Genomic DNA, 26,040 nt, shown 5'->3' with positions numbered 1-26,040 from the left:
GCGCACATCTACCCACCCTCCGGCGGTGCTGTAGCGCAAGTTGACCACGACACAATAGACAAATAGGCAAGAGGCACCAACAATCCCCTCAATTGTGTCCTCGCATAAAATCGACCATATTTTCTCCTGTATCATGAGGATGCTATGGTGCGTTTCAACCAAGGCAACCCGGATAGTCACAAGTCCTTTGAGGCAGTCGGAAGGGGAAGCATGGCCAAGGCCGAGAAAGTCATCGACAGCGTCGACGCCCTGACTGAGCGGATCGCGGAGATGCGCGCCGCTCAGGCGAAGTTTGCCACGTTCACTCAGGAGCAGGTCGACAAGATCTTCTACGCGGCAGCAATGGCGGCCGACAAGGCGCGCATCCCTCTGGCGAAGCTCGCCGTCGACGAGACCCACATGGGCCTCGTCGAGGATAAGGTCATCAAGAACCACTACGCCGCGGAGTACATCTACAACAAGTACCGCAACACCAAGACCTGTGGCGTCATCGAGGAGGACAAGGCCTTCGGCTTCAAGAAGATCGCCGAGCCCATCGGCATCATCGCCGCGGTCATCCCCACCACCAACCCCACCTCAACCGCCATCTTCAAGACGCTCATCTGCCTGAAGACGCGCAACGCCATCATCATCAGCCCGCACCCCCGCGCCAAGGAGTGCACCATCGCGGCGGCCAAGACCGTGCGCGATGCCGCCGAGGCGGCGGGCCTGCCCAAGAACATCATCTCCTGGATCGACGTCCCCTCGCTGGCCCTCACCAACGAGCTCATGCACAGCTGCGACACGATCCTCGCCACCGGTGGCCCCGGCATGGTCAACGCCGCCTACAGCTCCGGAAAGCCCGCTCTGGGCGTCGGGCCTGGCAACAACCCCGCCATCATCGACGATTCCGCCGACGTGGAGCTCTCCGTCAACTCCATCATCCACTCCAAGACCTTCGACTACGGCATGATCTGCGCCACCGAGCAGAACGTGATCGTGGTGGACGGCATCTATGACAGGGTCAAGGCCGAGTTCGAGAGGCGCGGCTGCTACTTCCTGAAGGGAGAGGAGTCCGACAAGGTCGTGAACCTGGTCATCAAGGATGGTGGCGCTGTGAACGCGGCCATGGTCGGCCAGTCTGCCTACCACATCGCCTGCGAGGCCGGCGTGGACGTCCCCAAGTCCACCAAGGTCCTCATCGGAGAGACCGAGTCCGTCGAGCCCTCCAACCGCTGGGCCCACGAGAAGCTCACCACCATCCTGGGCATGTACCGCGCAAAGAGCTTCGATGACGCCATCGCCAAGGCGTCTCGCCTGGTTGCCGATGGCGGCTATGGCCACACCAGCTCCCTCTTCTGTGACGTGCGCGAGGCCGAGAAGCTCGAAAAGCACGCCAACACCATGAAGACCTGCCGCATCCTGGTCAACACCCCCGCGGCACAGGGCGGTATCGGTGACATCTACAACTTCATGATGACCCCGTCGCTCACGCTCGGCTGCGGCTCCTGGGGCGGCAACTCCGTCTGCGGCAACGTGGGCGTTGCCAACCTGCTCAACATCAAGGACGTCGCAGAGAGGCGTGAGAACATGCTGTGGCTTCGCACCCCCGAGAAGGTCTACTTCAAGAAGGGCTGCATGCCCGTGGCCCTGGACGAGCTGGGCACCATCATGGGCAAGAAGCGCGCCTTCATCGTCACGGACCAGTTCCTCTACAAGAACGGCTTCACCAAGCCCATCGAGGACAAGCTCGACCAGATGCGCATCGTCCACTCCAGCTTCTGGAACGTCGAGCCCGACCCTTCCCTGCAGTCTGCCCTTGAGGGCCTCCAGCAGATGAACGCCTTCGAGCCCGACGTCATCATTGCCATGGGCGGCGGCTCGGCCATGGACTGCGCCAAGATCATGTGGTCCATGTACGAGAACCCCGGCGAGAAGTTCGAGGACATGTCGGCGGACTTCATGGACATCCGCAAGCGCGTCTACAACTTCCCCAAGATGGGCAAGAAGGCCTACTTCGTGGCTATCCCCACCTCCTCCGGCACCGGCTCCGAGGTCACCCCCTTCGCCATCATCACCGACAAGACCACCGGCGTTAAGTGGCCCATCACCGACTACGAGCTCATGCCCAACATGGCCATCGTCGACACCGACAACATGATGACCCAGCCACGCGGCCTCACCTCCGCCTCCGGCGTGGACGTGCTCACGCACTGCCTGGAGGCCTACGTCTCGGTCATGGCGTCCGACTACACCGACCCGCTGGCGCTCCAGGGCATGAAGCTGGTCTTCGACTACCTGCCTCGCGCCTACGACAACCCCAATGACGTCGAGGCCCGCGACCACATGGCCAACGCATCCTGCCTCGGTGGCCTTGCCTTCGCCAACGCCTTCCTGGGCGTCAACCACTCAATGGCACACAAGCTGGGCGCCTTCCACCACATTCCGCACGGCTGGGCCAACGCCGTCCTCCTCATGCGCGTGATGCGCTACAACTCCGCCGAGCGCCCCACGCGCATGGGCACCTTCCCCCAGTACGACCACCCCAAGACCTTGCATCGCTATGCAGAGGCGGGTCGCTACTGCGGGGCCAAGGGCAAGACGGATCAGGAGGTCTTCGAGAGCTTCATCAAGATGATCGCCGAGCTCTTCGACTACGTGGGCGTCAAGCACACCATCGCCGAGTTCAACGTGGACGAGAAGTACTTCCTGGACAACCTGGACGAGATGACCGAGCAGGCCTTCAACGACCAGTGCACCGGCGCCAACCCGCGCTACCCGCTCATGAGCGAGATTCGCGAGCTGTACCTCGATGCCTACTACGGACGTGAGGCAAGCACCTACGAGGACTAGGAACCTTCGGCCCATCCATCAAGGGAGGCTTAGCATGAGGCTTTCGGACAGCAAGTCAGAGATCGTTAGGCGTGGCAACAAGGTCGTCTACCGGGACGGGGACCGTCTCCTCAAGGTATTCAACAGCGAGAAGCCCGCGGCCGACGTCTTCAACGAGGCGCTCAACATCGCGCGCATCGAGAACACCGGCATCCGTGCCAGCGAGATCCTTGAGGTCTCGCGCGTTGAGGAGGGGGAGCACAAGGGGTCCTGGGCCCTGGCCACCCGGTTCGTCAAAGGCAGGACCCTCGCCGACCTAGCGGCAGCCGACCCAAAGAACATGGAGCTCTACATCGGGCAGCTGGTAGACCTGCAGGCAGAGGTTCACTCCTTTGACGCCCCGCTGCTCAACCGCCAGAAGGACAAGCTCGCCCGCATGATCGGCAGCTGCCACAGCATCGACCCCACGGTTCGCTACGACCTGGAGATGCGGGTGGACGGCATGCGCTCCGGCATGAGGGTGTGCCACGGGGACCTGATCCTCTCCAATGTCATCGTCAGCGACGAGGACAAGCAGCTCTACCTCTGTGACTGGGCGCACGTCACCGCGGGCCTGCCCGAGGTTGACGCTGCCATGACCTACCTGCTGTTCAATCTGGAGTATCCCGAGCATGCAGACCTCTACCTGGACATCTACTCCCACAAGACGGACACTCCCAAGCAGATCGTCAACCACTGGCTGCCTGTCGTCGCTGCGGCGGAGCTCTCGCGCAAGCGCGGGCTCTCGGAGGACTTCCTGCGCAACTGGATCAACGTGGGCGACTACGACTAACCCTTGCCGATAATCCCGCCAGTCGACCCATTGGGAGGAGGGCCCCGAGACGTGGGCCCTCCTCTTTTTGCCTTCTGTATGATTGCGTCATCCACTCGTTGCGAAGGGAGACGCCTGATGAAGGCAAGATTGACAGTTGGAAAGATCGCGCGCATCGCGTTTGCGGGAGCGCTTGCGCTCGTCATGGGTTGCGGCCTTGCGGGCTGCGCAAATGACGAGCAGCTCATCAAGGAGAGCATCACGTCCGCCCTCGATACGTTCAAGGCCCCCACAAAGGAGGCCCTCATGAGCTACGAGCAGGAGACGGGCGAAACCTTTGGCAAGGAGTTCGACAAATACGGCATCGATGGCTACGAGTTCCTCGAGCACTGCTTCGCCAGGTTCGACTACGAGGTGGGCAAGGTCGAGGTGCAGGGCGACAAGGCGACGGTCGAGCTTACGCTCACCAACGTGAACTTCAACGACGCGATCAAGGCCGCCCAGGACGAGCTGCTTTCGGATGACAACGCCGAGCAGCTTGCCGCGCTCTATGCCGAGGGCGGCGAGAAGGCCATCGTGCAGAAGTACGTCGAGACCTTCTACGCAAAGATGGACGGCATAACGGAGACCGCGAGCACGCCTGCGACCATGACGCTCAGCAAGAAGGACGGAAGCTGGGAGGTCGACGACGCCTCGCTGGAGGGTGTCATAAGCGCTGCCTACGGCGGGGCTGATTTCTCCGACGTATCCTAGGGCCTAGGGTCAAGAGAACAGGGGTGGGACGGCCTGCGCAAGCCTGGTCGTCCCACCCCTGAGCCTTAGCGGGCGGCCTGCCGATTCCTGTGGTAGATAAGGTAGGAGAACGCCACGCCCTCAGGCGTCGTGCCGCCCTCCTCGCGCTCTGCCAGCCTCCACTCGTCCATCTCGTCAAGCCTCGGGAAGAAGGCGTCCGCCTTTCGGCTCGTCTCGTTCAAGGTTACGAAGACCTTGTCGCAGTGGGGAAGAAGCGCCCGGTACACGGACTCCCCGCCGATGAGCCAGACCGTACCGGGCTCATCGGCGGCCACGGCGGCAAGCGCCGCCTCGGGCGTGCCCACGCACTCGCAGCCCTCGGGCAGGGCATGCCCGCCTCGGCTGATCACGACGTTGCGCCTGCCCTTGAGCGGGCCTCCCGGGAAGCTCTCGAGCGTCTTTCTGCCCATGACCACGGTCCCCCCCATGGTGAGACGCACGAAGCGACGCATGTCCTCCCGATTGGAAACCACAAGCGCGCCCTCAAGGCCGATTGCCCAGTCACGGGTGACGGACACGATTGCGTTCATGACTGCCCTCGCTTCCGTTGTGATCGCCTAGATGGCGATGGGGATGTTCCTGACCTGGGGCCCATGCTCATAGCCCTCCACGACGAGGTCGTCGGTCGTGAAGTCGTAGAAGTCGGTGACCTCGGGGTCCAAGCTCACCTTGGGGGCGGTAAGGCGCGGGCGCGCTATGAGCTCTCGCACGACATCCACGTGACGGTCGTAGATGTGGGCATCCGCGATCATGTGCACCAGCTCTCCCGCAACCATGCCAGAGACCTGCGCCACCATCATGAGCAGGATGGCGTACTGGCAGACGTTCCAGTTGTTGGCGGCGAGCACGTCCTGGCTGCGCTGAACCAGCAGCAGGTTGAGGGTGGGCCTATCGTCGGAGGGCTCCTGCGTCACGTTGTAGATGGCGTTGAAGGCGCAGGGGTAGAGGTTCATCTCCGAGAGGTCCGCGAAGGTGTAGAGGTTGGTCATGATGCGGCGCGAGTAGGGGTTCTCGCGCAGGTCCTTGAGGACGCGGTCCATCTGGTCGAAGTCACCGTCTGCGTAATGGCTCACCTGGCCCACCTGGTATCCGTACGCCTTGCCGATGGAGCCTGACCCGTCTGCCCACTCGTCCCAGATGTGCGACTTGAGGTCGTGTATGTTGTTCGACTTGCGCTGGTAGATCCAGAGCACCTCGTCCATTGCGCTCTTGAGGGCGGTGCGCCTGAGTGTCAGCGCGGGGAACTCCTCGCGCAGGTCGTAGCGGTTGCACACGCCAAAGCGCTTGATGGTGTAGGCGGGGCTGCCGTCCTCCCAGTGCGGGCGGACCTTCTGTCCCTCGGTGGTGGTTCCGTGCTCGATGATGTCGGTGCACATGGAGACGAAGAGGTCGTCTGCCTTGCTCATGTCAGGTCCTTTCTAGAAGCTGCGGCTTGGAGACCCCGCGCCCTCCTCGCCGCGCTCCTGCATTCTCTCGAGGAGCTCCTCGAGCTCGTCTTTGGTGTCGGGGCTCGAGTAGAGGTCGAAGTCCTCCATGTCCTCCTCGTCAAGGAGCATCTCGGAGTCGAGTCCATCGTAGTCGTAGTACCAGAGCTGCTCGAGGATGCCAACCCCGTCGGTCACGAGGTTGGAGACGCAGCCTGCGACGCCCATGCAGAGCAGAAGGACAAGCCCCAAGCCAACGGCCGTGATGACGTAGGCGGAGTTGCCCGAGTTCATGTTGTCTGGGGAGGTGGTCGCAGAGGCGGACTCTATCACTGGCTCGGGGGCCTCATCGGCCTGGTCTGGGGGCAGCATGTCGTTCCTTTCTCGGTGGTGTGCCTGCGTCTTATACCCAGGCTTCGCGTTCTAGAGGTGGCTGGGGTCGAAGATGGCATCCCACATGACGCCCAATCGCGCAACGAGGTCCCGGTCTGCGGGAAGCCAGTCAACGCTGAGGAGGTCCTCGCGAGAGAGCCAGCGCCCCTCCAGGTGCTCCTCGTCCGCAAGGACTGACCCAGGCGCAAGCTCACAGACGAAGCAGTCCATGTGCAGGTGGAAGTCAGGGTAGTCATACTCGATGCTGTCTAGGTACCAGATGGTGGAGAGCACCACGCCCAGCTCCTCGAGGACCTCTCGCTTGAGCGCCTGCTCGCTGGTCTCGCCCTCCTCCAGCTTGCCCCCGGGAAACTCCCAGCCGCCGCTGAAGGGCCCGTAGCCCCTCTGAGCGGCGTATATGTGGCCTTCGTGCTGGATGATGGCCGCCGCCACGTTGATGCTGCGCATATCGTCCCCTCCTCGTCTTGTGGGCACCATTCTAGCCTGCGGGAGGCGGCCGGCTATCGCACTCCCTCAAGGCGCACCACGGCGAACGACTCGTCCGTGCCGGTGCGCGTGAGGTCAACCGTCCAGGAGTCCTGGCCGTTGTGCACCCTGGGCGCGATACGCTCTCCCAGGAGCGCCATGGTCTTGTACTGCACGCAGATGCGGCGGGGCGAGAGCCGCGTGCCCGCGGCCTCAAGGGCGTCAAGCGCCAGCTGGATGTACCGCGCGTTGTTGACGTGGCGGTTGGTGTCCAGCAGCTGCCGGGTGACCGTGACCTCGGGAATCGCCACAAAGGCTCCCTCGACGGCGATTTTGCGTTGCAGGGGAGGCAGGTCAAGGCGCCCCTCGCCCGTGAGGTAGCCCTCCTGCCCGGCGGGAATGCGGATGGGCCTGCTCAGCTGCGTGTCATAGGCGAACCAATGCGAGTCTGCCCGGACGCAGCTTCGGCCCTCGTCGTCCTCGATGGTGAAGCAGCGGTGAGCCTGTGCCCCCCTCATCTCGTGGCACCAGGTGCTGATGCGGATCTTCTCTCCAAAGCGGGGGAGGCGGGCAATCTCTATCTCCCAGGTCGAGATGAGCCAGGCATAGTGCTCGCTTGCCATGTGGTACAGTCCCACACCGAGGCTCTCGGAATGGAAGGTGGAGCAGTCCTGCAGGTAGTTGACTAGGCCGTGGATAGAAAGCTCTCCGCTCTCGTCGCACTCGCTGTATCTTACGCGTGAGTCGAACGAGTACATCTCTGCGCCTTCCCGGGCTGCTCGTGCGATCGAGCGTTGGTATGATGTGTCGGGTGCGGGCTCGGCCCGCACGACATCGATACTAGCTTTTCCGCACCACGGACGAATCGAGAGCGCGTGTACATTTCTGACCCAAACGAGTTGGCATCCTTCTGCGAGATGGCCAGCAAGGAGCAGGTCGTTGCCGTTGACACGGAGTTTTTGAGGGAGCGCACCTACTACCCCAGGCTCTGCCTCATACAACTGGGCACGGCAGGTGCGTCCGCCGCAATCGACCCCCTTGCCATCAGAGACCTCTCTCCCTTGGTCGACCTTCTTACCAACCGGGGCATCGTCAAGGTGTTCCACGCCTGCACCCAGGACCTGGAGGTCATCCAGGCCGCATTGGGCTGCGTCGTTGCACCCGTGTTCGACACGCAGCTTGCCGCGGCGTTTCTGGGACAGCGCCAGCAGCTGGGCTACGGCGCTCTCGTAGAGGCGTATTGCGGTGTGAGGCTGCCCAAGGCGGAGTCGCTCACGGATTGGTCCCGTCGTCCTCTTGACAAGGAGCAGCTGCAGTACGCGGAGGATGACGTCCGCTACCTGCCCGGGATCTACCAGACCATGACGGACGCCCTCAGGCGCAGTCGGCGCGAGGGTTGGCTTGGGCCCGAGATGGCCCAGCTCACGGACCCCTCACGCTTCACTCGATCTCCTGACCAGGCGTACCTGCACCTGAAGCGTGCCAACTCGCTCACGCGCAGGCAGCTCTCCATCGCCCGTGAGCTGTGCGCCTGGCGCGAGCGTACGGCCGCACAGCGCGACATTCCCAAGAAGTGGGTCCTCTCTGACGAGGTGGTGCTCGAGGCCTGCAAGAGGGCTCCGCGCGCTGCGGAGCGCCTCAGGCGCATACGGGGTGCGGAGCAGATGGGGGAGAGAGACGCGCAGGAAGCCATCGCCGCCATCAGGCGTGGGCTCGACTGCGAGCCAGCCCTCTATCCCGAGCGCCTCAATCACGAGCGCCCCTCGGGAGAGACCGAGGGCGTGCTCGACCTCATGTACGCCCTCCTGCGCATCGTTGCCGAGAAGAACGGTATCGCCGCGCAGCTCATCGCCACCAAGGACGACCTGCTCGAGTTCGTCACGCTGAGGTCGGCCTCGCGCCTTGCACGCTCTGCCTGGCGCTACGAGCTGGTGGGGCGACAGCTTGATGGCCTGCTGGACGGCCAGATTGGCCTCACGGTGAAGGACGGGCGCATCGAGCTGCTGTAGCGTGCGGGGGGGGTGCCACATTGTCGTCCGGGCGTCCCACTAGGCTTTGAGTCGTTCGATTCCGCTGGCATGGGGTACAAGCTTTGGCAAGCCTTGGATGGATGGGAGGGCTTCTATGCCTCTGTATTACGGATATGGGATGGATCTGGCCTACCTGGGTATCGCTGTCGTCTCGCTTCTGCTGGGCATGCTCACGCAGGGCTTCATCAACTCCACCTACAAGCGTTGGTCCCTGGTTCCCGCCAGCTCTGGTGCCACAGGGGCCCAGGTGGCTCGCGCCATGCTGGACGGAAGCGGCGCCTCGGCCGTTGGCATCACCCAGGTGGCCGGTCACCTCACGGACTACTATGACCCGCGTGACAACCGCCTGCACCTCTCGGAGGAGAACTACGAGGGAGGCTCGGTTGCCTCCGTCGCGGTTGCCTGCCACGAGGCGGGGCATGCGGTGCAGACGGCCAAGGGCTACTTGCCTGGGCGCTTCCGCACGGCCCTGGTGCCCGTGGTCAACTTTACCCAGCAGACCTGGATGCTCGTCCTCGTCCTCGGGATCATGCTCAACATCTCTGGCCTCACGCAGCTCGCGGTCCTGCTCTTTGGCTTTTCCGTTCTCTTCCAGCTGGTTACCCTCCCAGTCGAGATAGATGCCTCTCGCAGGGCGGTTGCCTATCTGAGAAGCTCGGGGGCCGCTGTAGACGAGAGGGGAGCGCGGCAGGTCCTTACGGCGGCGGCGCTCACCTACGTCTCCGCCGCGCTCGTATCGGTGCTGCAGCTTGCGTATATCATCTCGCGCAGCGGGGACAGGCGCTAATGAACCTCATCGAGCAGGCGCGAAAGAGCGAGGACGGGGTGCTCTCGGTAAGCCAGGCGGTCCAGATGGCCAACCATGCCGTTTCGTCCATTCCCATGGCAACGGTGCTGGGTGAGGTGACGGGATTTCGTGGCCCCAACGCTCGCTCGGGCCACTGCTACTTCCAGATCAAGGACGAGCAGTCCGTCATGAGCGTCAACGTCTGGAAGGGCGTGTACGAGCGCTGCGGCTTCACCCTGCGTGACGGCCTGCAGATCCAGGTGCTGGGCTCCTTCGACGTGTACAAGGGCAGCGGCAAGCTGTCCTACAACGCAAGGGGCATCTCGCTTGCGGGCGAGGGCCTGCTGAGGCAGCGCGTTGCGGAGCTTGCGCGCAAGCTCGAGCGCGAGGGTCTCATGGAGGCCTCGCGCAAGCGTCACATCCCGCAGTTCTGCACGCGCGTGGCTGTGGTCACCTCTCTTTCCGGCAGCGTCATTGAGGACGTCAAGCGCACGTTGGCGCGTAGGAACCCGCTGGTCGAGATACAGGTCGCGGGCTGCTCGGTGCAGGGCGCGCAGGCACCGGCCTCCATCATGCGTGCCCTGGACGTGGCTGCGGCAGCCAGGCCCGACTGCATCCTCCTGGTGCGCGGCGGCGGCTCCTTCGAGGACCTCATGTGCTTCAACGACGAGGCTCTTGCCCGCTGCGTTGCCGCCTGTCCCGTTCCCGTGGTGACGGGCATCGGGCACGAGCCTGACACCTCCATCTGCGACATGGTGTCAGACCGCAGGCAGTCGACTCCCACGGCCGCGGCTGAGTCCGTGGCGCCCTCCCTGGCAGAGATCGTCTCGGCCATAGACGTGCGAGAGGCCAAGCTTCGGCGCTCGGGCGCACAGCTCGTCTCCACCAGGGGCGACGTCCTGGACAACCTCTCGCGCCTCATGGATCAGGGGATGCGTTCGCGCCTCTTTGCCGCCTGCCAGCGGCTGGAGTCGTTTGCGGGGCGTCGCTGCCTGAGCGACCCCATGAACATGCTGGTCGATCGCAGAGAGGACCTGCTGCGGTCCGAGGAGCGCCTGCATGACAGCATCCCACGCGCCCTCGCGCGCGGTCACGAGGAGGTTCGGCGTACCTCCCAGCGCCTTGAGGCGAGCTCGGGTCGTCTGCTGAGGCCGTACGAGGCCAGCCTCTCCCAGGCTGCGGCATCCCTCGAGGCGCTCTCGCCCCTGAAGGTCCTGTCGCGCGGCTATGCCGTGGCGCGGGGCGAGGACGGACGAATCATCTCTGACGTCAGTGCCGTCGTGCTGGGAGACGTGGTCTCGGTCATGCTGGGGGCAGGCGCCTTCAGGGCGTCTGTCACTGAGGTTCTGCCAGCCCGTAACGAAGAAGCCACCAAGGCGTAAGGAGCAAGCCCATGGAAGAGAAGAAGTTCGATCGTTCGGTGTCCGAGATGAGCTTCAAGGAGGCGTCCGTCGAGCTTGAGCAGATCGTGCGCGCCCTTGAAGCCGGCGAGCTCGAGCTGGAGGACTCTCTGGCGTACTACGCGCGCGGAGTGGAGCTGCTGAAGAGCCTGCGCGTGCGCCTGTCCGAGGCGGAGCAGAAGGTGCAGGTCCTTCTGGATGACACCACCGCAGGCAAGCTTGAGTTCGACAGCACTGCGGCGCCCGCCACCAGCTACATCGACGAGTAGGGGAGGCAGCATGAGCGCACAGGACGACTGCATCTTCTGCAGGATCGCCGCCGGCGAGATCCCCTCTGACTTCCTGTATGAGGATGACCTGGTCGTGGCCTTCCCTGACATCAGCCCGCTTGCCCCGGTCCATGTTCTCGTGGTCCCAAAGGAGCACTACGAGAACATAATGGATGACGTTCCTGCGGAGACGCTATCCGCTCTTGCCCATGCCATAGGGATCGTGGCCGAGAAGACGGGTATCGACAAGACGGGCTTCCGCTGCATTGCCAACACCGGTGACGATGGCGGCCAGACGGTACATCACCTGCACATCCACGTCCTTGGTGGTCGCCCGCTCGACCCAAATGCCGGAGAGGGGAAGTAGCTTGGAAAACAGCGCGGCTGCCCGCGCTGTTTTCAGATGGCCTGCGCGCTGGCGGTGGCTGTCTTTTCCGGCAGCGAGTCCCAGCGGGCCGCTTTTCGCTCTTTTCTGACCCCTTGTCAATACGTGCGACCAGCGCGCGGGCAAGGGGCTATCATATTTGAATCTGTGTGTACGCGGGACCTGTTCCCCTGCGAGAGGAGATTCATGAACGTACTGGTCATCAATGCCGGCAGCTCTTCGTTGAAGTATCAACTGCTCGACACCAAGACGCACGAGGTCTTTGCCAAGGGCAACTGCGAGCGCATCGGCATCGACGGCTCCTTCATCGGCCACGAGGAGAACGGCTCCGGCAAGCAGAAGCTCGAAGTGACCCTTCCTGACCACAAGACTGCCATCAAGCACGTCTTCGACATCCTTGACCAGGCAGGCTTTGACACCGGCAAGATCGAGGGCATCGGCCACCGCGTGGTTCAGGGCGGCTGGTACTTCCCCGAGTCCAAGGTCGTCACTGACGAGACACTGGCCTGGGCCCGTGAGGTTGCCCCCCTCGCGCCCCTGCACAACTATGCGGAGGCTGACGTCATCCAGATCTGCCGCGAGCTCTTCCCCTCTATCGGCAATGTGATCGTGGCTGACACCTCCTTCCACTACAACATGCCCGAGAAGGCCTGGCGCTACGCCCTCCCTCGCGACGTGGTGGACAGGCTGCACATCCGCAAGTATGGCGCTCACGGCACCTCTCACCGCTACATCTGGAAGACCACAAGCGAGTTTTTGGGCGGAGGCGTCCACAAGCTCGTCTCCTGCCACCTGGGCTCCGGTGCCTCCCTTGCCGCTATCCAGGATGGCCGCGTGATGGACACCACCATGGGCCTCACCCCGCTTGACGGCCTGATCATGGGCACCCGCACCGGCACCGTTGACCCTGCTACCGTCTTCTACCTGCAGCGTGTTGGCGGTTACAGCGTGGACGAGGTTGACACCATGATGAACAAGCAGTCCGGCCTTGCCGCCCTGTCTGCCGTCTCCTCTGACTCCCGCGACATCGAGGAGGGTGCCGCCAAGGGCGACAAGAACTGCGAGCTTGCGCTTGACATGTTCTACTACCGCACCTCGCAGCTCATCGCCGAGATGGCGCAGTCCATGCATGGCTTCGACACCATGGTCTTCACTGCCGGCATCGGCGAGAACTCCGACATCATGCGTCTGGGCGTGGCAAGGGAGCTCGAGTGGCTGGGCGTCAAGCTCGATGAGGAGGCAAACAAGATCCGCTCTGGGGAGCCTCGCGTCATCTCCTCCGCAGACTCCAAGATCAAGGTCCTCGTGGTTCCCACCAACGAGGAGCTCATGATCGCCATGGACGTCGAGGAGCTTCTGGGCAAGTAGCCTCACGCCCCTGCATCGCCAAAGGGGGGCCGCCACAAGGCGGGCCCCCCTTTCGTGCGCTTATGCAATTTGTGGCGCCTGGGTTGCCCATATCCATCCATACCGTAGTTTCAGTACCACTTTTGTGAGGTGGCGACCACCTGATTCGGTACTAAAACTACGGTATGGCGCTCGGGAGCAAAAGCGACGCGACAGCTTATGCATCCCGTGCCTTCGGCGGGCTACGCAGCGGGAAACTCCGGCTCCAGGCTTGCGGCGCGGCGCTGGTAGGCAAAGCGCGGAGCTCCGTTGAGCAGGTGGATGACTCCGCACAGGATGAACCCGTGCCGGTCAAGAAGCCTGCGCATGGGGATGTTGAGCTCGTGCGTGTCTATGCGCACGTTGTCATGGTCCGCATAGGCCCATTCCAGCATCTTGTGACCGACGCCTGCGCCCGGACGCGACGCCGCAAAGCGATGGACCACCCAATAGGGTTCGTCGCTGAGCCAGCTCCCGTCCTCGATGATGCCGTAGGTGATGTCCGGCCCCTCGGCAAAGGTGAAGGTGCCCACGATGTCACCTGCGTTCTCGCACACGTAGAGCTTTCCCAGCTCCTGGTCAACCTCCGCCTCGGCAAGCCCCGGGCAGCCGTCCTGCCATTGTGGTATGCCGCGCTCGCGCATGAGCAGGCGGGCGTCATCGTAGATCCTGGCAATCGCCAAGACGTCCTGCGCATCTGCCTTTCGAATCATCATGTCTGGTTGTCTCCTAGAAGGGTTTGATGAAGAAGGATCTCTCCAGGCTCTCGCCTGGGAGGAGCTTGGTCATTCCGCGCTTCTCCTCGAAGACGTCGCCCTCGTCCCGAGCCGTGGAGCAACCGGTCCATGGCTCAAGCGCAACGAAGGGCGCGCTGTTGGCCGCCGACCACACGCCCAGGTAGTCGAAGCCCTCAAAGTCGAGCTGGACCCCATGACCTGCGGGCCCCACCAATCGCACGCTGCGTCCTGGGACCTGCTCCAGCACTAGGGTGTCCACGTCAAAGAGCTCGTGCGCGAGCGGGAGGGCGCTCTCTCCCTCAAGCACGGTAACGCGCGAGGAGAAGTCGAGCAGCCCGCTTTCGGTGTCGATGCGCGGGCTGGAGCAGCTCCAGTCACGCACGAACTCGAGACGGTACTGCGAGAAGTCCTCGCCGTCCATCACGGGAACGTTGAAGGCGGGGTGTCCTCCCAGCACGAAGGGCAGTTCCACGTCTCCAACGTTTCGCACCTGAAATACCTGCTCAAGACCCCTCTCGCTCAGCCCAAAGGTCAGGCTGAGCTCGAAGTCGAAGGGATATGCCTCGCGCGTGCGCGCGCTTGAGGCAAGGATGTAGCGAAGGACGCTGTCTTCCTGCCCCATGAGCCTGAACTCGCAACCTCGCGCAAGGCCATGCCTGCCCAGGCGGACTCCGCCCGCGCTGCTCGTTGCCTGGCCGTTCCTCAGGCTCCCCACAATGGGGAAGAGCACGGGCGCCCGGCGCGGCCACCAGCGCGCGTTGCCCTGCCAGAGGTGCTCGCGCCCCTCGTACGACAGGCTCATGAGCTGGGCCCCAAGTGAGTCAACCTGAGCCTGGAGTGGCCCAAGGCAGATCTTGGAAACGGTTCCCACGTTGGTACCTCCTTTCGTCAGGTCGCCTGCAGCTGCGTTGCGCAGATATAGTAAGGCAGTGCCTGTCCCCGGAAAAGGTGCTTTTTCCCTCGCCTTTCGCCCGGCGGAGGACGGTGGCTCACTTATACAAACTGTTACGGTCCCCATGCATGCGCCACGCCTCTTCTAGCATGGGTACCAGTCACTTCTGGCCTGCTCGCACAGGGGCGTGCGCCCGGCGAGCTTTCTCAAGGAGGGTGCCATGATTCAGGAGCAGCTTGCGGCTTGTGGACTGGTGGGGTGCAGGGGGCAATTCAGGTGGACGCGTCCCCGGCCGTTCTGGTAGAGAAGGCCGTCAAGGCAAACGAGGGGCATCTCAGCTCGCGTGGTGCGCTCTGCGTGGAGACGGGCAAGTACCCGGGCATGGCAGACGAGGTGCGTGCGGTGTGGCCAAGCCCGCTCTAGCCTGGTCACGCTTCTTCCACAAGCGCATCCGTTTGCCTGTGCCAGCGTGCCGTTGGGGCGATTGGCCCCTCTTGCAAACTTACGCAACATGACCACTCATTGATATACATTTCAGCAATCAGGAGGCGGGCAGGTCCCGCCTCCTGCCTGTCATGATGCGAGTATGGGTTTGGGGGAACACGTGGCTCGTTTTCATCTGATGGAGAGGACTGCCGAGCAGCAGGTCATGGATGAGCTGCATGCTTCGGTGGGCAGGCGGCTCGAGGTAAGCTCCCTGGCGCCCTGCCCGGTTGAGTTCACCATGTCGTTCGTGGGCATGTGCGCCACGCAGAGCTGCGGGAAGTGCACGCCCTGCCGCGTGGGCCTGAGGGTGCTGCGCCACATGCTGAGCGACGTGCTCACGGGCAGGGCGACCATGGGCACCATAGACGACATAGAGCGCCTGGCGAGAGGCGCCTACCTCTCGAGCGACTGCGCCATTGGCTACGAGGCGGGCGCCATGGCCCTGCGTGCGGTGCGCGGCTTCAGGGACGACTTCGTGAGCCATGTGAGCTCAAGGTCCTGCTTCGCTGGGACGGCCCCCAGCGTGCCCTGTAAGACGGGCTGTCCCGCCGGCGTGGACGTGCCCGGCTACCTCGCCCTGGTCCGCGTGGGGAGAAACGCCGACGCCGTGCGCCTCATACGCAAGGATAACCCCTTCCCGCTGGTCTGCGGCCTGGTGTGCGAGCATCCCTGCGAGAGGAACTGCCGTCGCGGCATGGTGGACGACCCCATCAACATCCGCGCGCTCAAGCGCTTCGCCGTGGAGCATGAGGGGACTCCCAAGGAGCCCGTTCGCGCTGCGTCTACAGGACGTCGCGTGGCGGTCGTGGGAGGTGGCCCTGCCGGCCTCAGCTGTGCCTACTACCTCACGCTCATGGGCCACTCGGTCACGGTGTTCGAGGCAAGGCACCACCTGGGCGGCATGCTGCGCTATGGCATCCCCGCCTACCGGCTCCCGCGCGAGAAGCTCGATGAGGAGATCAGCTGGATCGTGGGCCAAGGCGTGGAGGTGCGCCTGGGCGAGAAGGTGGACGGAGAGTCCCTTTCGGTCATCAGGGGCAGCTTTGATGCCGTCTACCTTGCCATCGGCGCCCATGCCGACAAGAAGCTGGGCATAGCCGGAGAGGAGCTTCCCGGCGTGGAGAGCGCGGTTGACATGCTGCGCTCCATAGGCAACGGCAAGATGCCGGACTTCTCGGGCCAGCGCGTCTGCGTGGTGGGCGGCGGCAACGTGGCCATGGACGTGGCGCGCTCGAGCATCCGCTGCGGCGCCGAGAGGGTCTACATCGTCTACCGCCGCCGGGCCGCTGACATGACGGCCCAGGACGAGGAGATAGAAGGTGCGCGCGCGGAGGGCTGCGAGCTGCTCGAGCTGAACGCCCCCGTGCGCATAGAGGCGGGAGAGGACGGTCGTGTGGCCTCCCTGGTGGTGCAGCCCCAGGTCATAGGGGAGTGGAGGCGTGGCCGGCCCGCGCCTCATGCCGCCGACGCCTCCGAGAGGCACATCCCCTGCGACCGCGTGATAGTGGCCATAGGACAGGCCATCGAGTCCGCTCCCTTCGAGAGCCTGGGCATCCCCACCTCCTGGGGGCGCATCTCCACCCAGACCGACGCCAGCATCGCCGAGCTCGAGGGGGTCTTCTCGGGCGGTGACTGCCAGACGGGCCCCGCCACGGTGATCAAGGCCATCAACGCGGGCAAGGTTGCCGCAGGAAACATAGACAACTACCTGGGCTTCGATCACAAGATTGAGCTTGACGTGGACATTCCCAGCCCACAGCTCCAAGACCTCGGCCACTGTGCGCGCTGCGAGACCACGCTGCGCGAGGCGGGGGAGAGGTCCCATGACTTCCAGGAGATAGAGCTTGGCCTCACTGACGAGGAGGCCCTGCAGGAGGCCTCGCGCTGCCTGCGCTGCGACCACTTTGGCTTCGGCTCGTTCCGTGGCGGAAGGGAGATCCAGTGGTAACTCTTGACGCCAACGTCCAGCTTGCCTCGCGCGGCACAAGGGAGGGCTCACGACAGGTCACCCTCACGGTGGACGGGACCCAGCTGAGCGTGCCTGCGGAAAGCACCATCCTGGACGCGTGCCGGGCGGCGGGCGCCAACATCCCCACCCTCTGCTACCTCCGCGAGCTCAACGAGATTGGCTCCTGTCGCGTCTGCGTGGTCGAGGTGGAGGGACGTGACCGCCTCGTCGCCTCCTGCAACAACCAGGTGGGGGAGGGCATGGTGGTGCGCACCAACAGCCCTAAGGTGCGCCTGGCGCGTCAGGAGAACGTGAAGCTGCTGCTCTCCCAGCACGACGCCACCTGCACCACCTGCGTGCGCTCGGGCAACTGCTCCCTGCAGGATGTCTCGAACGACCTGGGCCTAGTCGACTTCACCTACCCCACCATCCTCGCCCAGACCAGCTGGCCCAAGGACTTCCCGCTCATCCGCAACAACGACAAGTGCATCCGCTGCATGCGCTGCATCCAGGTCTGCGACAAGGTGCAGGCATCGCACGTTTGGGGCATCACCAACCGTGCCACGCACACGCTGGTGGACGTCGTGGGAGGAAAGAGCATATACAACGTGGATTGCACCCTCTGCGGTCAGTGCATCACGCACTGCCCCACGGGCGCCCTACGCGAGCGCGACGACGTCGCGCGCGTCTACGACGCCCTGGCCGACCCTGACCTCACCTGCGTGGTCCAGATCGCCCCCTCGGTGCGGACCTCCTGGGGAGACCACTGGGGCCTGGGCGAGGAGGCGGGCATGGGCCGCCTGGTCTGCGCCCTGAGGCGCATGGGCTTCGACTACGTGGTCAACACGGACGTGGCGGCCGACCTCACCATCATGGAGGAGGGTAGCGAGCTTCTGGGGCATCTTGGCGCAAAGAGCGGATATCCCCTCTTCACCTCCTGCTGCCCTGCCTGGATGCGCTTCGTGAAGGCGCACTATCCCCAGCTGGTGGGTGACGTGTCCACCAGCAAGAGCCCGCAACAGATGTTTGGCGCCCTGCTCAAGAGCTACTACGCCCAGCTTCTGGGCAAGGACCCCCACAGACTCTTCTCGCTCTCCATCATGCCCTGCGTGGCAAAGAAGGCGGAGGCGGAGTATCCCAGCATGCGCGACGCCTGCGGAGACCCTGACGTGGACTGCGTGCTCACCGTGCGCGAGCTGGAGAGGCTCCTGCGCGCGGACCACGTGGACGTGGCCTCCCTTACCGAGGAGCCCTTCGACGAGCCTCTGGGCACGGGCACGGGGGCCGGCATCATCTTTGGCGCCACCGGAGGCGTCATGGAGGCTGCCCTGCGCACCGCTCACTACCTGGTTTGCGGGCACGCCCCAGCGGATGACATGTTCGGGGACGTGCGAGGCCTGGACGGCTGGAAGGAGGCCATCTTCCCTCTGGGCGACAAGCGCCTGCGCGTGGCGGTCGCCCACGGACTCGCCAACGCCGACGCCCTCTGCAGGGCAATAGTCTCAGGAGAGGTGAGCTACGACTTCGTGGAGGTCATGGCCTGCCCGGGTGGCTGCGTGGGCGGAGGTGGGCAGCCCATCCACGACGGTGAGGAGCGGGCGGGCGCACGCGGGGCTGCGCTCTATGGCTTTGACAAGAGGTCCCAGTGGAGAAACTCCTACGAGAACCCTGCCATCGAGCGCTGCTACCGCGAGTACTTCGAAAGGCCCCTCTCGGATGTTGCCGAGAGGCTCCTGCACACGGACCAGCGGGCGTGGAAGATGCCGGCAGAGTGGATTGCCGAGGCTGAGAACGCGCCTGACGCGGCGGATTCTCTGAGACCGTAGGAAGACGCCACCAACCTGCCGTTAGACCGTCGCTGGTTGGCGGTCTAACGGCGGAGCTTTCTCCATCTGACTTGATTTGGCCCCCTAGACCGTCAGCACGTGACGGCCTAGGGGGGTATTCTCATGAGCATGGCCGCCCCGGAAAGCCGAGGCGGCCATGTGCCGTGCGCATGTGGCGAGGGCGTCTACTCGGCCATCTGTGCCTGGACGGCGGTGATGGCCACGACTCCCACGATGTCATCCGCGGAGCAACCGCGGGAGAGGTCGTTCACCGGCTTGGCGATGCCCTGCAGCACGGGACCGTATGCCTCGGCGCCGGCGAAGCGCTGCACCAGCTTGTAGCCAATGTTGCCCGCCTCGAGGTCGGGGAAGACCAGGATGTTGGCGTTGCCGGCAACCTTGGACTCGGGTGCCTTGAGGGCGGCGACGCTCTTCACCAGCGCCGCGTCCAGCTGAAGGTCGCCGTCGAGGGCGAGCTCGGGCTCCTTCTCGTTGGCGAGCCTCGTGGCCTCCTGGACCTTCTCGGGGACCTCCCCCTTTGCGGAGCCCATGGTCGAGAAGGAGAGCATGGCAACCTTGGGCTCGTCGGACATCAGGCTCTTCCAGGTGTTCGCGGAGGCGATGGCGATCTCGGAGAGCTCGTCTGCCGTCGGGTCGATGTTCAGCCCGCAGTCGGCAAAGAGCAGGGTGCCCCTCTCGCCGTATTCCTCCTTGTCGGTGCACATGACGAAGAAGGCCGAGACCAGCTTGGTGCCGGGGGCGGTCTTCAGAATCTGCAGGGCTGGGCGTAGGGTGTTCGCGGTGGAGTGGCAGGCACCGGAGACCAGGCCGTCCGCGTCACCCATCTTGACCATCATGGTGCCGAAGTAGGTGGCGTCATCCATCTGCTCGCGCGCCTGCTCGATGGTGACGCCCTTCTTGGCGCGGAGCTCGGCGAACTTGGCGGCGTAAGCCTCGTGCCTCTCGCTGGTCTTGGGATCGATGACCTCCACGCCCTCGATCTTGACCTGGGAGGGGTCGCCCAGCACCACAAGCTTGGCCAGCCCCTCGGCCACGACCTTCTTGGCGGCCTCGATGGTGCGGGGGTCCTCGCCCTCGGGAAGGACGATGGTCTTCACGTCTGCCTTTGCAGCCGCCTTCATGCGCTCAAGAAAGTCGCTCATCAAAACTCCTCTGCTCGCCTGCGTATGTGGGCCTCGCCAAGGGCGGGGTACGGCAAATATGCATGCTGGCTGCGCTTTTCGCCCCAGCGGAACCCATTATATGACCGCGTGATAGAATCGAGGCCAATCGAGCCGTGGGTTTCCACAACTCGATTCTTTTGTGTTCTGGGTTCGGGGCGCAACAGCTCCCGTTCTTTGATCAGAAGGAGTCGTGCACATGAGCATTTCCACCGGCCTGCCTGAGGGCTTCAACCCCCAGTCCTATGATGCGCTCGTGGTTGGCGCGGGATACGCGGGTGCCGTCTGTGCGCGCCGCCTTGCCGAGGCCTGCGGCTACAAGGTCGCCATCGTGGAGAGGCGCAGCCACATCGCTGGCAACGCCTACGACTACGAGGACGAGGCCGGCATCCTGGTCCACAAGTACGGCCCGCACATCTATCACACCTATGACGAGCGTGTGCACGAGTACCTCTCGCGCTTTACGGAATGGACCCCCTACCAGCACAAGGTGCTAGCCAACGTGCATGGCACCCTTATGCCCGTCCCCTTCAACCACAGCTCGCTCAGGCTTGCCTTCGGCGAGGAGAGGGGAGAGGCCCTCTACCAGAAGCTCGTGGTCACCTTCGGCCAGGACAAGAAGGTCCCCATCCTCGAGCTGCGCGAGAAGAACGACCCCGACCTCTCTGAGGTCGCAGACTACGTCTACGAGAACGTCTTCCTGCACTACACCATGAAGCAGTGGGGCAAGACTCCCGACCAGATAGATCCTGCCGTCATGGGCCGCGTGCCTGTCTTCGTGGGGGACGACGACCGCTACTTCCCGCAGGCGCCGCACCAGGGCATGCCTGCCGAGGGCTACACCGCCCTCTTCGAGCGCATGCTCGACCATGACCTCATCGACGTGTTCCTGGGCGTTGACGTACGAGACATACTCGAGGCCAGCGAGACCCAGGTCTGCGTCTGCGGGAGGCCCTACGGTGGCGAGCTGGTGTACACCGGCCCGCTTGACGAGCTCTTTGGTATGGACCTGGGCCCACTTCCATATCGCACCCTGGACATGGTCTTCCAGACCCTGCCCCAGGACCAGTTCCAGCCCGTGGGCACCGTGAACTACACGGTCTCCGACAACTTCACGCGCATCACCGAGTTCAAGAACATGACCGGCCAGGTGCGTCCCGGCGCAACCACCATCATGCGCGAGTACTCCCGCGACTACCTGCCCGGGGTGGGAGAGACGCCCTACTACGTCATCAACGAGCCCCACAACCTGGAGCTCTACCGCAGCTATCGCGAGCGTGTCTCGGGCCTGCTCAACTTCCACGTGGTAGGGCGCCTGGCGGAGTACCGCTACTACGACATGGACGGCGTCGTGGCGTCCGCGCTCGAGCTCTCCGACGAGCTCATCAGCAACCACTCCTAGTACCTGCAAGCCACACGTCTGACGGGACGGCCCATCACCCATGCAGAAGATTCTCAGCTTTGGCATCCCCTGCTATAACTCGTCCTCCTACATGGACCACTGCATATCCTCCATCCTCGAGGGCAGCGGGTACGCGGACGACGTGCAGATAGTCGTCGTGGACGACGGGTCCGCCAAGGACGACACCCTTGCCAAGGCGCAGTCCTGGCAGGAGCGCTATCCCGGCATCGTCAAGGCCGTGCACCAGGAGAACGGCGGCCATGGGGCGGCGGTGCTGAAGGCCCTCGAGCACGCCGAGGGCACCTACTTCAAGGTCGTTGACTCGGACGACTGGGTGGATGGTCCCTCCCTGCAGGCGCTCCTCGCCAAGCTGCGTGGCTTCGTGGCGGACGACACCCGCGTTGACCTGGTCATCAGCAACTACGTCTACGAGCACGTGGAGGACGGCAAGCAGAACGCCGTTGACTACAGCTTCGCCCTGCCCAAGGACAAGATCTTCACCTGGGACCAGATCGGCCACTTCAGCATGTCCCAGTACCTGCTCATGCACAGCCTCTGCTACCGTCGCGACATCCTCCTGGACGGCGGCGTGCCCATGATCGCCCACACCTTCTATGTGGACAACATCTACGCCTACGTGCCCCTTCCTCGCTGCAAGACCCTCTATTACCTGGACGTCAACCTCTACCGCTACTTCATCGGCAGAGACGACCAGTCCGTCAACGAGGAGGTCCTCACCAGCAGGATCGACCACTACTGGCGCGTCTCCCGCAAGATGATGGAGGCCTACCACCTCTACGACGACGTGCGCAGTCCCAAGCTCCGCAGCTACATGCTGGGCTACTTCACCATCGTGATGGCAATCACCTCGGTCTTCTCCAAGCTCTCGGACAGGCCTGACGCCATGGACGAGCTTGACAGACTTTGGAAGGAGCTCAAGGAGTACGACCCTCGCATGTACCGCCATGCCCGCCACGGCCTTGTGGGCACGGCGACAAACCTGCCGACCGAGGCGGGGGAGAAGGTCACCATCGGCCTCTATCGCGTGGCCCAGAAGCTGGTCAAGTTCAACTAGCCCTGGCTCATCCAGCAATGAAGGTGGCTCCGCCGGCATGCGCCGCGGAGCCACCTTCATTGCGTGTCGCTTGCGTGCTAGGTGATGTCGCCGCCAAGGGCGACGTAGCCCTTGATGACGCGGGTGCGCCTCTCGCTTCCCGGTGGGCACAGGTGGTCGAAGAGGGGCATGACGCCCTTGAAGATCAGGTCAACCTTGGCGCGATTGGCCCTGCCGCCCAAGCTGCCCCGCGAGAGTCGCAGCCTGCGCTCGAGCTCCGCGATGAATGCGCTGCGCTGCGCGTACTCCCAGAAGTAGGCGGCCATGTCGCACTCCGGATAGTCCCATGGCCTGTCATCTGGGCCGGCGAAGTGCACTATCGCGGGCTGCATGCGCGCCTGCTCGTACTGCTCGCGGATGTCGTCCGGCGCCTGGGCGATGATGTTGGCGCGCCTCAGGCGCTTCCAGTCCATGAGGGTGTTCCAACGCATGTCCAGCGTCACGTACTTGCCGTCTGCAAGCATGTTGAGGATGTCCTGGTCAAGCCAGCGCCAGAGCTTGCGCGTGGAGAGCGAGAGCATGTCGGTGACGCTGAAGACATGGCGGAACGCCTCAAGGTTGAGCATCACCACCCCGGCCTGAAAGTACAGGCTTGGGTCCCTGAGGCCCAGCTCCTGCGAGAGATAGGGCCCCACCGTGCCGTCGTAGCCGCCCATCTGCCCCAGCATGTCCGCATCCCGTGTGGCCGCAAGGAGGTAGCCCTCCACGTTGACATCAAAGAGCTCCGAGAGGTCTTCAAGCACCACGAGATCGCTGTCCAGATAGATGGCCTTGCGCACCTGGGGGAGCAGCCATGGTGCCAGGAGCCTGAAGAAGGTCTCGGGGCGGAAGTGCCCATGGCAGGGGAGGTGGGCGCCCTTGAGGGCAGTCTCGGCGTCCAGGAAGCCCAGCTTCACGTTGGGATGGCGGGTGTGCCCCACCAGGGTGTCAATGGTCTGCTGGCTCATGTTGCGCGTGAGGACCACTATGTCGTAGTGGCGCTCTGGGCTGACATGCTCGACTATGGATTGCAGGGCAACGGCCATGTAGGGGGCGAAGTGCTCGTCGCTGGCGAGAAGCACCACCACGTCCTCGAAGCCCATGCCCATCTGCTCGGCGTGCGATACGAGGCGCACCGGTCCCAGCTCGCTGAGCGCTGGCAGCTTGTTCATTGGCCCTCACCTTTCGACTCGCATCGTGGCAGCGTCCTGCCTCGGAGGCACAGCAATTCTACACCTGCCGGGCGGGATGCTCCTACGCCTGCCCAAGGTCTCTAGAGGCGGGGAAGCCGTATGCCGTGCGGGCGTCCCGTGCACCTCGCGTTATGGCCTGCTCCACGGCCTCTGCCGCAAGCACGCCCACCCTGTCCACGGGTGCGTCTACCTCGCCCGTCGCCATGACGAAGATGGTATCCCCGTCGCTGGTGGTGTGCGTGGGGCGGATGGCGTGCGCGTATCCGTCGGCAGCCATCTGGGCCACCTTGGTTGCCTGGGCCTTGCTGAGACGGGCGTTGGTCACTACGCAGGATATGGTGGTGTTGGTGCGTTGCAGGGGAGTGAGCCCCTCCGAGAGCTCCTGTGCCTCCTGTGCCGAGAGGACTGAGGCCCGGTCGTCCGAGAGCGTTCCCGCGATGGCGTTTCCGGTCTGCGGGTCAACTATGGTGCCGCAGGCGTTGACGGCGGCTATGGCGGCGCAGGAGAGCTCTCCCAGCTGGCAGAGGGACTTGCCCAGGCCACCCTTCATGGCGCGCTCATGTCCGGTGAGCTTGCCAACGGTGCAGCCGCAGCCTGCGCCGGCGTTTCCGCACTCGAGCTCGCGCCAGGGCTCGTCGAGGGCCAGCCGCACCGCCTCGGCGCCGTCCGCGACGCTCGGGCGCACGTCGGGACTCCCGCAGGCAAGGTCGAAGACGCAGGCGGAGCTTACGATGGGAACCACCCCCACCCCCACGTCGAAGCCGATGCCGCGCCTCTCGAGCTCCTCCGCCGCGCCGCAGGCGGCCGATAGGCCAAAGGCGCTCCCCCCCGAGAGGACCACGGCATGCAGCTGCTGCACGGTCTCCTCGGGCCTGAGCAGGTCGGTCTCGCGCGTGGCGGGCGCTCCCCCGCGCACGTCTACTCCCCCCGTGGCCCCCTTGGGGCAGACGATGGCCGTGCAGCCCGTCCCCGCCTCCTCGTTGGTCACGTTCGCGGCATAGACGCCCTCTATGCCCAGGTTACTCATGACTTCCATCTGGCTTGCACCTTTCACTCACGAGCGCCAGCGCGCCCTCGGCTTGAGCGCTCTCCATCTGGGACAGGGCGCGGATGGTTCGGGCAACGGGAAGGCCCACCACATTGAAGTAGTCGCCTCGAATGCCCTTTACCAGCAGGCGACCAAGGCCCTGGATGCCGTACGACCCGGCCTTGTCGAGCGGTTCTCCGCTCTCAACATAGGCCGATATGAGGCTTTCGTCCAGGGGGAAGAACTCCACCTCGGTCGTCTCGGTGAAGGATGTGCGCCGATGCGTGCCCAGTAGGCACACTCCGGTGCTCACCCTGTGTGTTCTGCCCGAGAGGAGACGGAGCATGCGCTTGGCGTCCTCCTTGCTTCGGGGTTTGCCCAGGACGGTCTCGTCGTCCAGCCATACGATGGTGTCGGCGGCAAGGATGGTCTCGCGGAGGGTCTCCCCAAGCTCCTCGAGTCTGTGCAGGCAGGCCTCAGCCTTACCGCGTGCGAGCCTCTCCACAAGCTCAAGGGCCCCCTCGCCGTCCTTCCTGGTCTCGTCGCAGTTGGCAGGCATCACCCGGGCGTCAATGCCCAGGTCCTGAAGGAGCTCCCGGCGGCGCGGGGATGCGGAGGCAAGGATCATGGTGCTTGTACGTCCCTTCTAAAGGAAGGGGGCGGGTCCGCTCGCGCGACGCCCCGCCCCCGTGTGCCCATTGGTAAGGCGCTTGGATCTACTCGACCTCGATGGCGCTTACGGGGCAGTTGTCAGCAGCCTCCTGGGTGCCGTCCTCTGCCTCCTCGGGAACCTCCTCGACGGTGACCTCGGCAACGCCGTCGTCACCGATGACAAAGACCTCGGGGCAGGTGGACTCGCAGAGACCGCAGCCGATGCAATCCTCGTTGACAGTAGCCTTCATGTTGAAATCCTCTCGCATTGCGTGAACGTCGGGCCCCCTGCCCGAGTTCGTCTTGCATCTTTGTACTATTACTTTGCCCTCAGCGCCAGCCCCAATACGACAAAAGACTCCGCTCAGACGATTTCTCTGCTGACGTCGATCAAATAGCGCTGGACGAGGATGCCGTCCTCGCCCAGCACCTCGCTCTCGAGGACGCCCCCGTTTCGCGCTATGGTCTTCGCGGAGCCCCTCGTTGAGGTAATGGCGGACGTTCGCCGCGCCTACGAGCTTGTCGCGCTCGTCGTCCAGCGGGAACAGCGCCGTGCCCGGGACGCGACCCTCAGGCGTCTCCTCCGTTATCTCGAGGTTGGCGAGGTAGCTTTCGAAGTCGTGGTAGTCGTTGCGAAAGATAGACCGGGGG

At 64.0% G+C, this 26,040-nt stretch carries 26 protein-coding genes; 14 read left to right on the top strand and 12 right to left on the bottom strand.

All coding sequences use genetic code 11. The features are described 5' to 3' along the window. Nucleotides 1-210 precede the first annotated feature (210 nt). The 3 genes from adhE to CZ375_RS04315 all read left to right on the top strand — a co-directional run bounded on the left by adhE (nt 211) and on the right by CZ375_RS04315 (nt 4,375). A complete protein-coding gene (gene adhE / locus CZ375_RS04325; RefSeq protein WP_077598065.1) occupies nt 211-2,832 on the top strand; it encodes a bifunctional acetaldehyde-CoA/alcohol dehydrogenase in 2,622 nt (873 codons plus the stop codon). Between the two features lie 34 nt (nt 2,833-2,866). Continuing rightward, nucleotides 2,867-3,643: a phosphotransferase family protein gene (locus CZ375_RS04320; protein ID WP_077598064.1), complete on the top strand. Its 777-nt coding sequence runs from the start codon at nt 2,867-2,869 to the stop codon at nt 3,641-3,643. A gap of 117 nt (nt 3,644-3,760) precedes the next feature. Continuing rightward, a complete protein-coding gene (locus CZ375_RS04315; protein WP_077598063.1) occupies nt 3,761-4,375 on the top strand; it encodes a hypothetical protein in 615 nt (204 codons plus the stop codon). Nucleotides 4,376-4,440: 65 nt separating this feature from the next. Here the strand turns inward: CZ375_RS04315 and CZ375_RS04310 are convergent, their stop codons facing one another. From CZ375_RS04310 to CZ375_RS04290, 5 genes are read right to left on the bottom strand one after another with little or no spacing between them, the layout of a single operon-like run. After that, the gene (locus CZ375_RS04310) at nt 4,441-4,944 is read right to left on the bottom strand and encodes a dihydrofolate reductase (RefSeq protein ID WP_077598062.1); all 504 of its coding nucleotides are present in this window, start codon (nt 4,942-4,944) and stop codon (nt 4,441-4,443) included. Between the two features lie 27 nt (nt 4,945-4,971). Next, nucleotides 4,972-5,820, bottom strand: a complete 849-nt coding sequence (thyA, locus tag CZ375_RS04305; protein WP_077598061.1) for a thymidylate synthase — start codon at nt 5,818-5,820, stop codon at nt 4,972-4,974. A gap of 12 nt (nt 5,821-5,832) precedes the next feature. Continuing rightward, nucleotides 5,833-6,210 carry a hypothetical protein gene (locus CZ375_RS04300; protein WP_077598060.1) on the bottom strand — a complete coding sequence of 126 codons (378 nt, stop codon included), beginning with the start codon at nt 6,208-6,210 and terminating at the stop codon, nt 5,833-5,835. A 51-nt stretch (nt 6,211-6,261) separates the two neighbouring features. Next, complete coding sequence (locus tag CZ375_RS04295) at nt 6,262-6,678, bottom strand: (deoxy)nucleoside triphosphate pyrophosphohydrolase (protein WP_077598059.1); 417 nt, start codon at nt 6,676-6,678, stop codon at nt 6,262-6,264. Nucleotides 6,679-6,731: 53 nt separating this feature from the next. Next, nucleotides 6,732-7,454, bottom strand: a complete 723-nt coding sequence (locus CZ375_RS04290; protein WP_077598058.1) for an acyl-[acyl-carrier-protein] thioesterase — start codon at nt 7,452-7,454, stop codon at nt 6,732-6,734. Between the two features lie 117 nt (nt 7,455-7,571). On the opposite strand from CZ375_RS04290, the gene rnd reads away from it, so the two are divergent. From rnd to CZ375_RS04260, 6 genes are all read left to right on the top strand, one after another. After that, the gene (rnd, locus tag CZ375_RS04285; RefSeq protein ID WP_077598057.1) at nt 7,572-8,705 is read left to right on the top strand and encodes a ribonuclease D; all 1,134 of its coding nucleotides are present in this window, start codon (nt 7,572-7,574) and stop codon (nt 8,703-8,705) included. 115 nt (nt 8,706-8,820) lie between these two features. Continuing rightward, nucleotides 8,821-9,513 (top strand): zinc metallopeptidase, encoded by a 693-nt coding sequence (locus CZ375_RS04280; protein ID WP_200799690.1) that lies wholly within the window; start codon nt 8,821-8,823, stop codon nt 9,511-9,513. Continuing rightward, nucleotides 9,513-10,895: an exodeoxyribonuclease VII large subunit gene (gene xseA, locus CZ375_RS04275; protein WP_077598056.1), complete on the top strand. Its 1,383-nt coding sequence runs from the start codon at nt 9,513-9,515 to the stop codon at nt 10,893-10,895. Before CZ375_RS04280 ends, xseA begins: the two co-directional genes overlap by 1 nt. 11 nt (nt 10,896-10,906) lie before the next feature. Next, nucleotides 10,907-11,182 (top strand): exodeoxyribonuclease VII small subunit, encoded by a 276-nt coding sequence (xseB, locus tag CZ375_RS04270; protein WP_077598055.1) that lies wholly within the window; start codon nt 10,907-10,909, stop codon nt 11,180-11,182. A gap of 10 nt (nt 11,183-11,192) precedes the next feature. Next, nucleotides 11,193-11,549 carry a histidine triad nucleotide-binding protein gene (locus tag CZ375_RS04265; RefSeq protein ID WP_077598054.1) on the top strand — a complete coding sequence of 119 codons (357 nt, stop codon included), beginning with the start codon at nt 11,193-11,195 and terminating at the stop codon, nt 11,547-11,549. Between the two features lie 204 nt (nt 11,550-11,753). After that, the gene (locus tag CZ375_RS04260) at nt 11,754-12,935 is read left to right on the top strand and encodes an acetate/propionate family kinase (RefSeq protein ID WP_077598053.1); all 1,182 of its coding nucleotides are present in this window, start codon (nt 11,754-11,756) and stop codon (nt 12,933-12,935) included. Between the two features lie 221 nt (nt 12,936-13,156). On the opposite strand, the gene CZ375_RS04255 is transcribed toward CZ375_RS04260, so the two are convergent. Together CZ375_RS04255 and CZ375_RS04250 are read right to left on the bottom strand one after the other, a co-directional pair. Further along, nucleotides 13,157-13,669 carry a GNAT family N-acetyltransferase gene (locus tag CZ375_RS04255; protein ID WP_077598052.1) on the bottom strand — a complete coding sequence of 171 codons (513 nt, stop codon included), beginning with the start codon at nt 13,667-13,669 and terminating at the stop codon, nt 13,157-13,159. A 13-nt stretch (nt 13,670-13,682) separates the two neighbouring features. Continuing rightward, a complete protein-coding gene (locus CZ375_RS04250; protein WP_234966860.1) occupies nt 13,683-14,561 on the bottom strand; it encodes an aldose 1-epimerase family protein in 879 nt (292 codons plus the stop codon). A gap of 297 nt (nt 14,562-14,858) precedes the next feature. Here CZ375_RS04250 and CZ375_RS08320 point away from each other — a divergent pair, with 297 nt between their 5' ends. The 3 genes from CZ375_RS08320 (at nt 14,859) to CZ375_RS04240 (ending at nt 18,842) form a co-directional block, all read left to right on the top strand. Next, on the top strand, nt 14,859-15,005 hold the full coding sequence (locus tag CZ375_RS08320; RefSeq protein ID WP_200799689.1) for a hypothetical protein: 147 nt from the start codon (nt 14,859-14,861) through the stop codon (nt 15,003-15,005). A gap of 181 nt (nt 15,006-15,186) precedes the next feature. Next, nucleotides 15,187-17,016, top strand: a complete 1,830-nt coding sequence (locus CZ375_RS04245) for an NAD(P)-binding protein (RefSeq protein ID WP_077598050.1) — start codon at nt 15,187-15,189, stop codon at nt 17,014-17,016. Then, nucleotides 17,010-18,842 carry a [FeFe] hydrogenase, group A gene (locus CZ375_RS04240; RefSeq protein ID WP_077598049.1) on the top strand — a complete coding sequence of 611 codons (1,833 nt, stop codon included), beginning with the start codon at nt 17,010-17,012 and terminating at the stop codon, nt 18,840-18,842. The genes CZ375_RS04245 and CZ375_RS04240 overlap by 7 nt, the downstream gene beginning before the upstream one ends. Before the next feature lie 185 nt (nt 18,843-19,027). Here CZ375_RS04240 and pta read toward each other — a convergent pair whose 3' ends face one another. Next, nucleotides 19,028-20,005: a phosphate acetyltransferase gene (gene pta, locus CZ375_RS04235; protein ID WP_077598048.1), complete on the bottom strand. Its 978-nt coding sequence runs from the start codon at nt 20,003-20,005 to the stop codon at nt 19,028-19,030. A gap of 217 nt (nt 20,006-20,222) precedes the next feature. On the opposite strand from pta, the gene glf reads away from it, so the two are divergent. Together glf and CZ375_RS04225 are read left to right on the top strand one after the other, a co-directional pair. Beyond that, nucleotides 20,223-21,425: a UDP-galactopyranose mutase gene (gene glf / locus CZ375_RS04230; RefSeq protein WP_077598047.1), complete on the top strand. Its 1,203-nt coding sequence runs from the start codon at nt 20,223-20,225 to the stop codon at nt 21,423-21,425. A gap of 40 nt (nt 21,426-21,465) precedes the next feature. Further along, on the top strand, nt 21,466-22,500 hold the full coding sequence (locus tag CZ375_RS04225; protein ID WP_077598046.1) for a glycosyltransferase family 2 protein: 1,035 nt from the start codon (nt 21,466-21,468) through the stop codon (nt 22,498-22,500). 77 nt (nt 22,501-22,577) lie between these two features. Here CZ375_RS04225 and CZ375_RS04220 read toward each other — a convergent pair whose 3' ends face one another. The 4 genes from CZ375_RS04220 to CZ375_RS04205 form a co-directional block, all read right to left on the bottom strand. Further along, nucleotides 22,578-23,690, bottom strand: coding sequence for a glycosyltransferase family 8 protein (locus tag CZ375_RS04220; RefSeq protein ID WP_077598045.1), 1,113 nt, complete (start codon nt 23,688-23,690; stop codon nt 22,578-22,580). Between the two features lie 82 nt (nt 23,691-23,772). After that, on the bottom strand, nt 23,773-24,747 hold the full coding sequence (locus CZ375_RS04215) for a P1 family peptidase (RefSeq protein WP_097677378.1): 975 nt from the start codon (nt 24,745-24,747) through the stop codon (nt 23,773-23,775). Beyond that, a complete protein-coding gene (locus CZ375_RS04210) occupies nt 24,731-25,366 on the bottom strand; it encodes a Maf family protein (protein ID WP_077598043.1) in 636 nt (211 codons plus the stop codon). The genes CZ375_RS04215 and CZ375_RS04210 overlap by 17 nt, the downstream gene beginning before the upstream one ends. 88 nt (nt 25,367-25,454) lie before the next feature. Further along, on the bottom strand, nt 25,455-25,640 hold the full coding sequence (locus CZ375_RS04205; protein ID WP_077598042.1) for a ferredoxin: 186 nt from the start codon (nt 25,638-25,640) through the stop codon (nt 25,455-25,457). Between the last annotated feature and the right edge of the window lie 400 nt (nt 25,641-26,040).

Origin of the sequence: Olsenella urininfantis (genome assembly GCF_900155635.1) — a bacterium.
GTDB lineage: Bacteria > Actinomycetota > Coriobacteriia > Coriobacteriales > Atopobiaceae > Olsenella_G > Olsenella_G urininfantis.
Note: the sequence above shows the minus strand (reverse complement) of the source record. Positions and strands in the feature narration are given on the sequence as shown.

Excerpts from the sequence above, each read along its gene's own strand:
- CZ375_RS04320 (WP_077598064.1), top strand. The coding sequence starts at position 2,867 with ATGAGGCTTTCGGACAGCAAGTCAGAGATCGTTAGGCGTGGCAACAAG.
- CZ375_RS04205 (WP_077598042.1), bottom strand. The coding sequence starts at position 25,640 with ATGAAGGCTACTGTCAACGAGGATTGCATCGGCTGCGGTCTCTGCGAG.
- pta (WP_077598048.1), bottom strand. The coding sequence starts at position 20,005 with ATGAGCGACTTTCTTGAGCGCATGAAGGCGGCTGCAAAGGCAGACGTG.
- CZ375_RS04295 (WP_077598059.1), bottom strand. The coding sequence starts at position 6,678 with ATGCGCAGCATCAACGTGGCGGCGGCCATCATCCAGCACGAAGGCCAC.
- CZ375_RS04310 (WP_077598062.1), bottom strand. The coding sequence starts at position 4,944 with ATGAACGCAATCGTGTCCGTCACCCGTGACTGGGCAATCGGCCTTGAG.
- CZ375_RS04225 (WP_077598046.1), top strand. The coding sequence starts at position 21,466 with ATGCAGAAGATTCTCAGCTTTGGCATCCCCTGCTATAACTCGTCCTCC.
- CZ375_RS04290 (WP_077598058.1), bottom strand. The coding sequence starts at position 7,454 with ATGTACTCGTTCGACTCACGCGTAAGATACAGCGAGTGCGACGAGAGC.
- CZ375_RS04220 (WP_077598045.1), bottom strand. The coding sequence starts at position 23,690 with ATGAACAAGCTGCCAGCGCTCAGCGAGCTGGGACCGGTGCGCCTCGTA.
- CZ375_RS04260 (WP_077598053.1), top strand. The coding sequence starts at position 11,754 with ATGAACGTACTGGTCATCAATGCCGGCAGCTCTTCGTTGAAGTATCAA.
- glf (WP_077598047.1), top strand. The coding sequence starts at position 20,223 with ATGAGCATTTCCACCGGCCTGCCTGAGGGCTTCAACCCCCAGTCCTAT.
- CZ375_RS04315 (WP_077598063.1), top strand. The coding sequence starts at position 3,761 with ATGAAGGCAAGATTGACAGTTGGAAAGATCGCGCGCATCGCGTTTGCG.
- thyA (WP_077598061.1), bottom strand. The coding sequence starts at position 5,820 with ATGAGCAAGGCAGACGACCTCTTCGTCTCCATGTGCACCGACATCATC.
- CZ375_RS04300 (WP_077598060.1), bottom strand. The coding sequence starts at position 6,210 with ATGCTGCCCCCAGACCAGGCCGATGAGGCCCCCGAGCCAGTGATAGAG.
- CZ375_RS04265 (WP_077598054.1), top strand. The coding sequence starts at position 11,193 with ATGAGCGCACAGGACGACTGCATCTTCTGCAGGATCGCCGCCGGCGAG.
- CZ375_RS04280 (WP_200799690.1), top strand. The coding sequence starts at position 8,821 with ATGCCTCTGTATTACGGATATGGGATGGATCTGGCCTACCTGGGTATC.
- adhE (WP_077598065.1), top strand. The coding sequence starts at position 211 with ATGGCCAAGGCCGAGAAAGTCATCGACAGCGTCGACGCCCTGACTGAG.
- xseB (WP_077598055.1), top strand. The coding sequence starts at position 10,907 with ATGGAAGAGAAGAAGTTCGATCGTTCGGTGTCCGAGATGAGCTTCAAG.
- CZ375_RS04255 (WP_077598052.1), bottom strand. The coding sequence starts at position 13,669 with ATGATGATTCGAAAGGCAGATGCGCAGGACGTCTTGGCGATTGCCAGG.
- CZ375_RS04210 (WP_077598043.1), bottom strand. The coding sequence starts at position 25,366 with ATGATCCTTGCCTCCGCATCCCCGCGCCGCCGGGAGCTCCTTCAGGAC.
- xseA (WP_077598056.1), top strand. The coding sequence starts at position 9,513 with ATGAACCTCATCGAGCAGGCGCGAAAGAGCGAGGACGGGGTGCTCTCG.
- CZ375_RS04215 (WP_097677378.1), bottom strand. The coding sequence starts at position 24,747 with ATGGAAGTCATGAGTAACCTGGGCATAGAGGGCGTCTATGCCGCGAAC.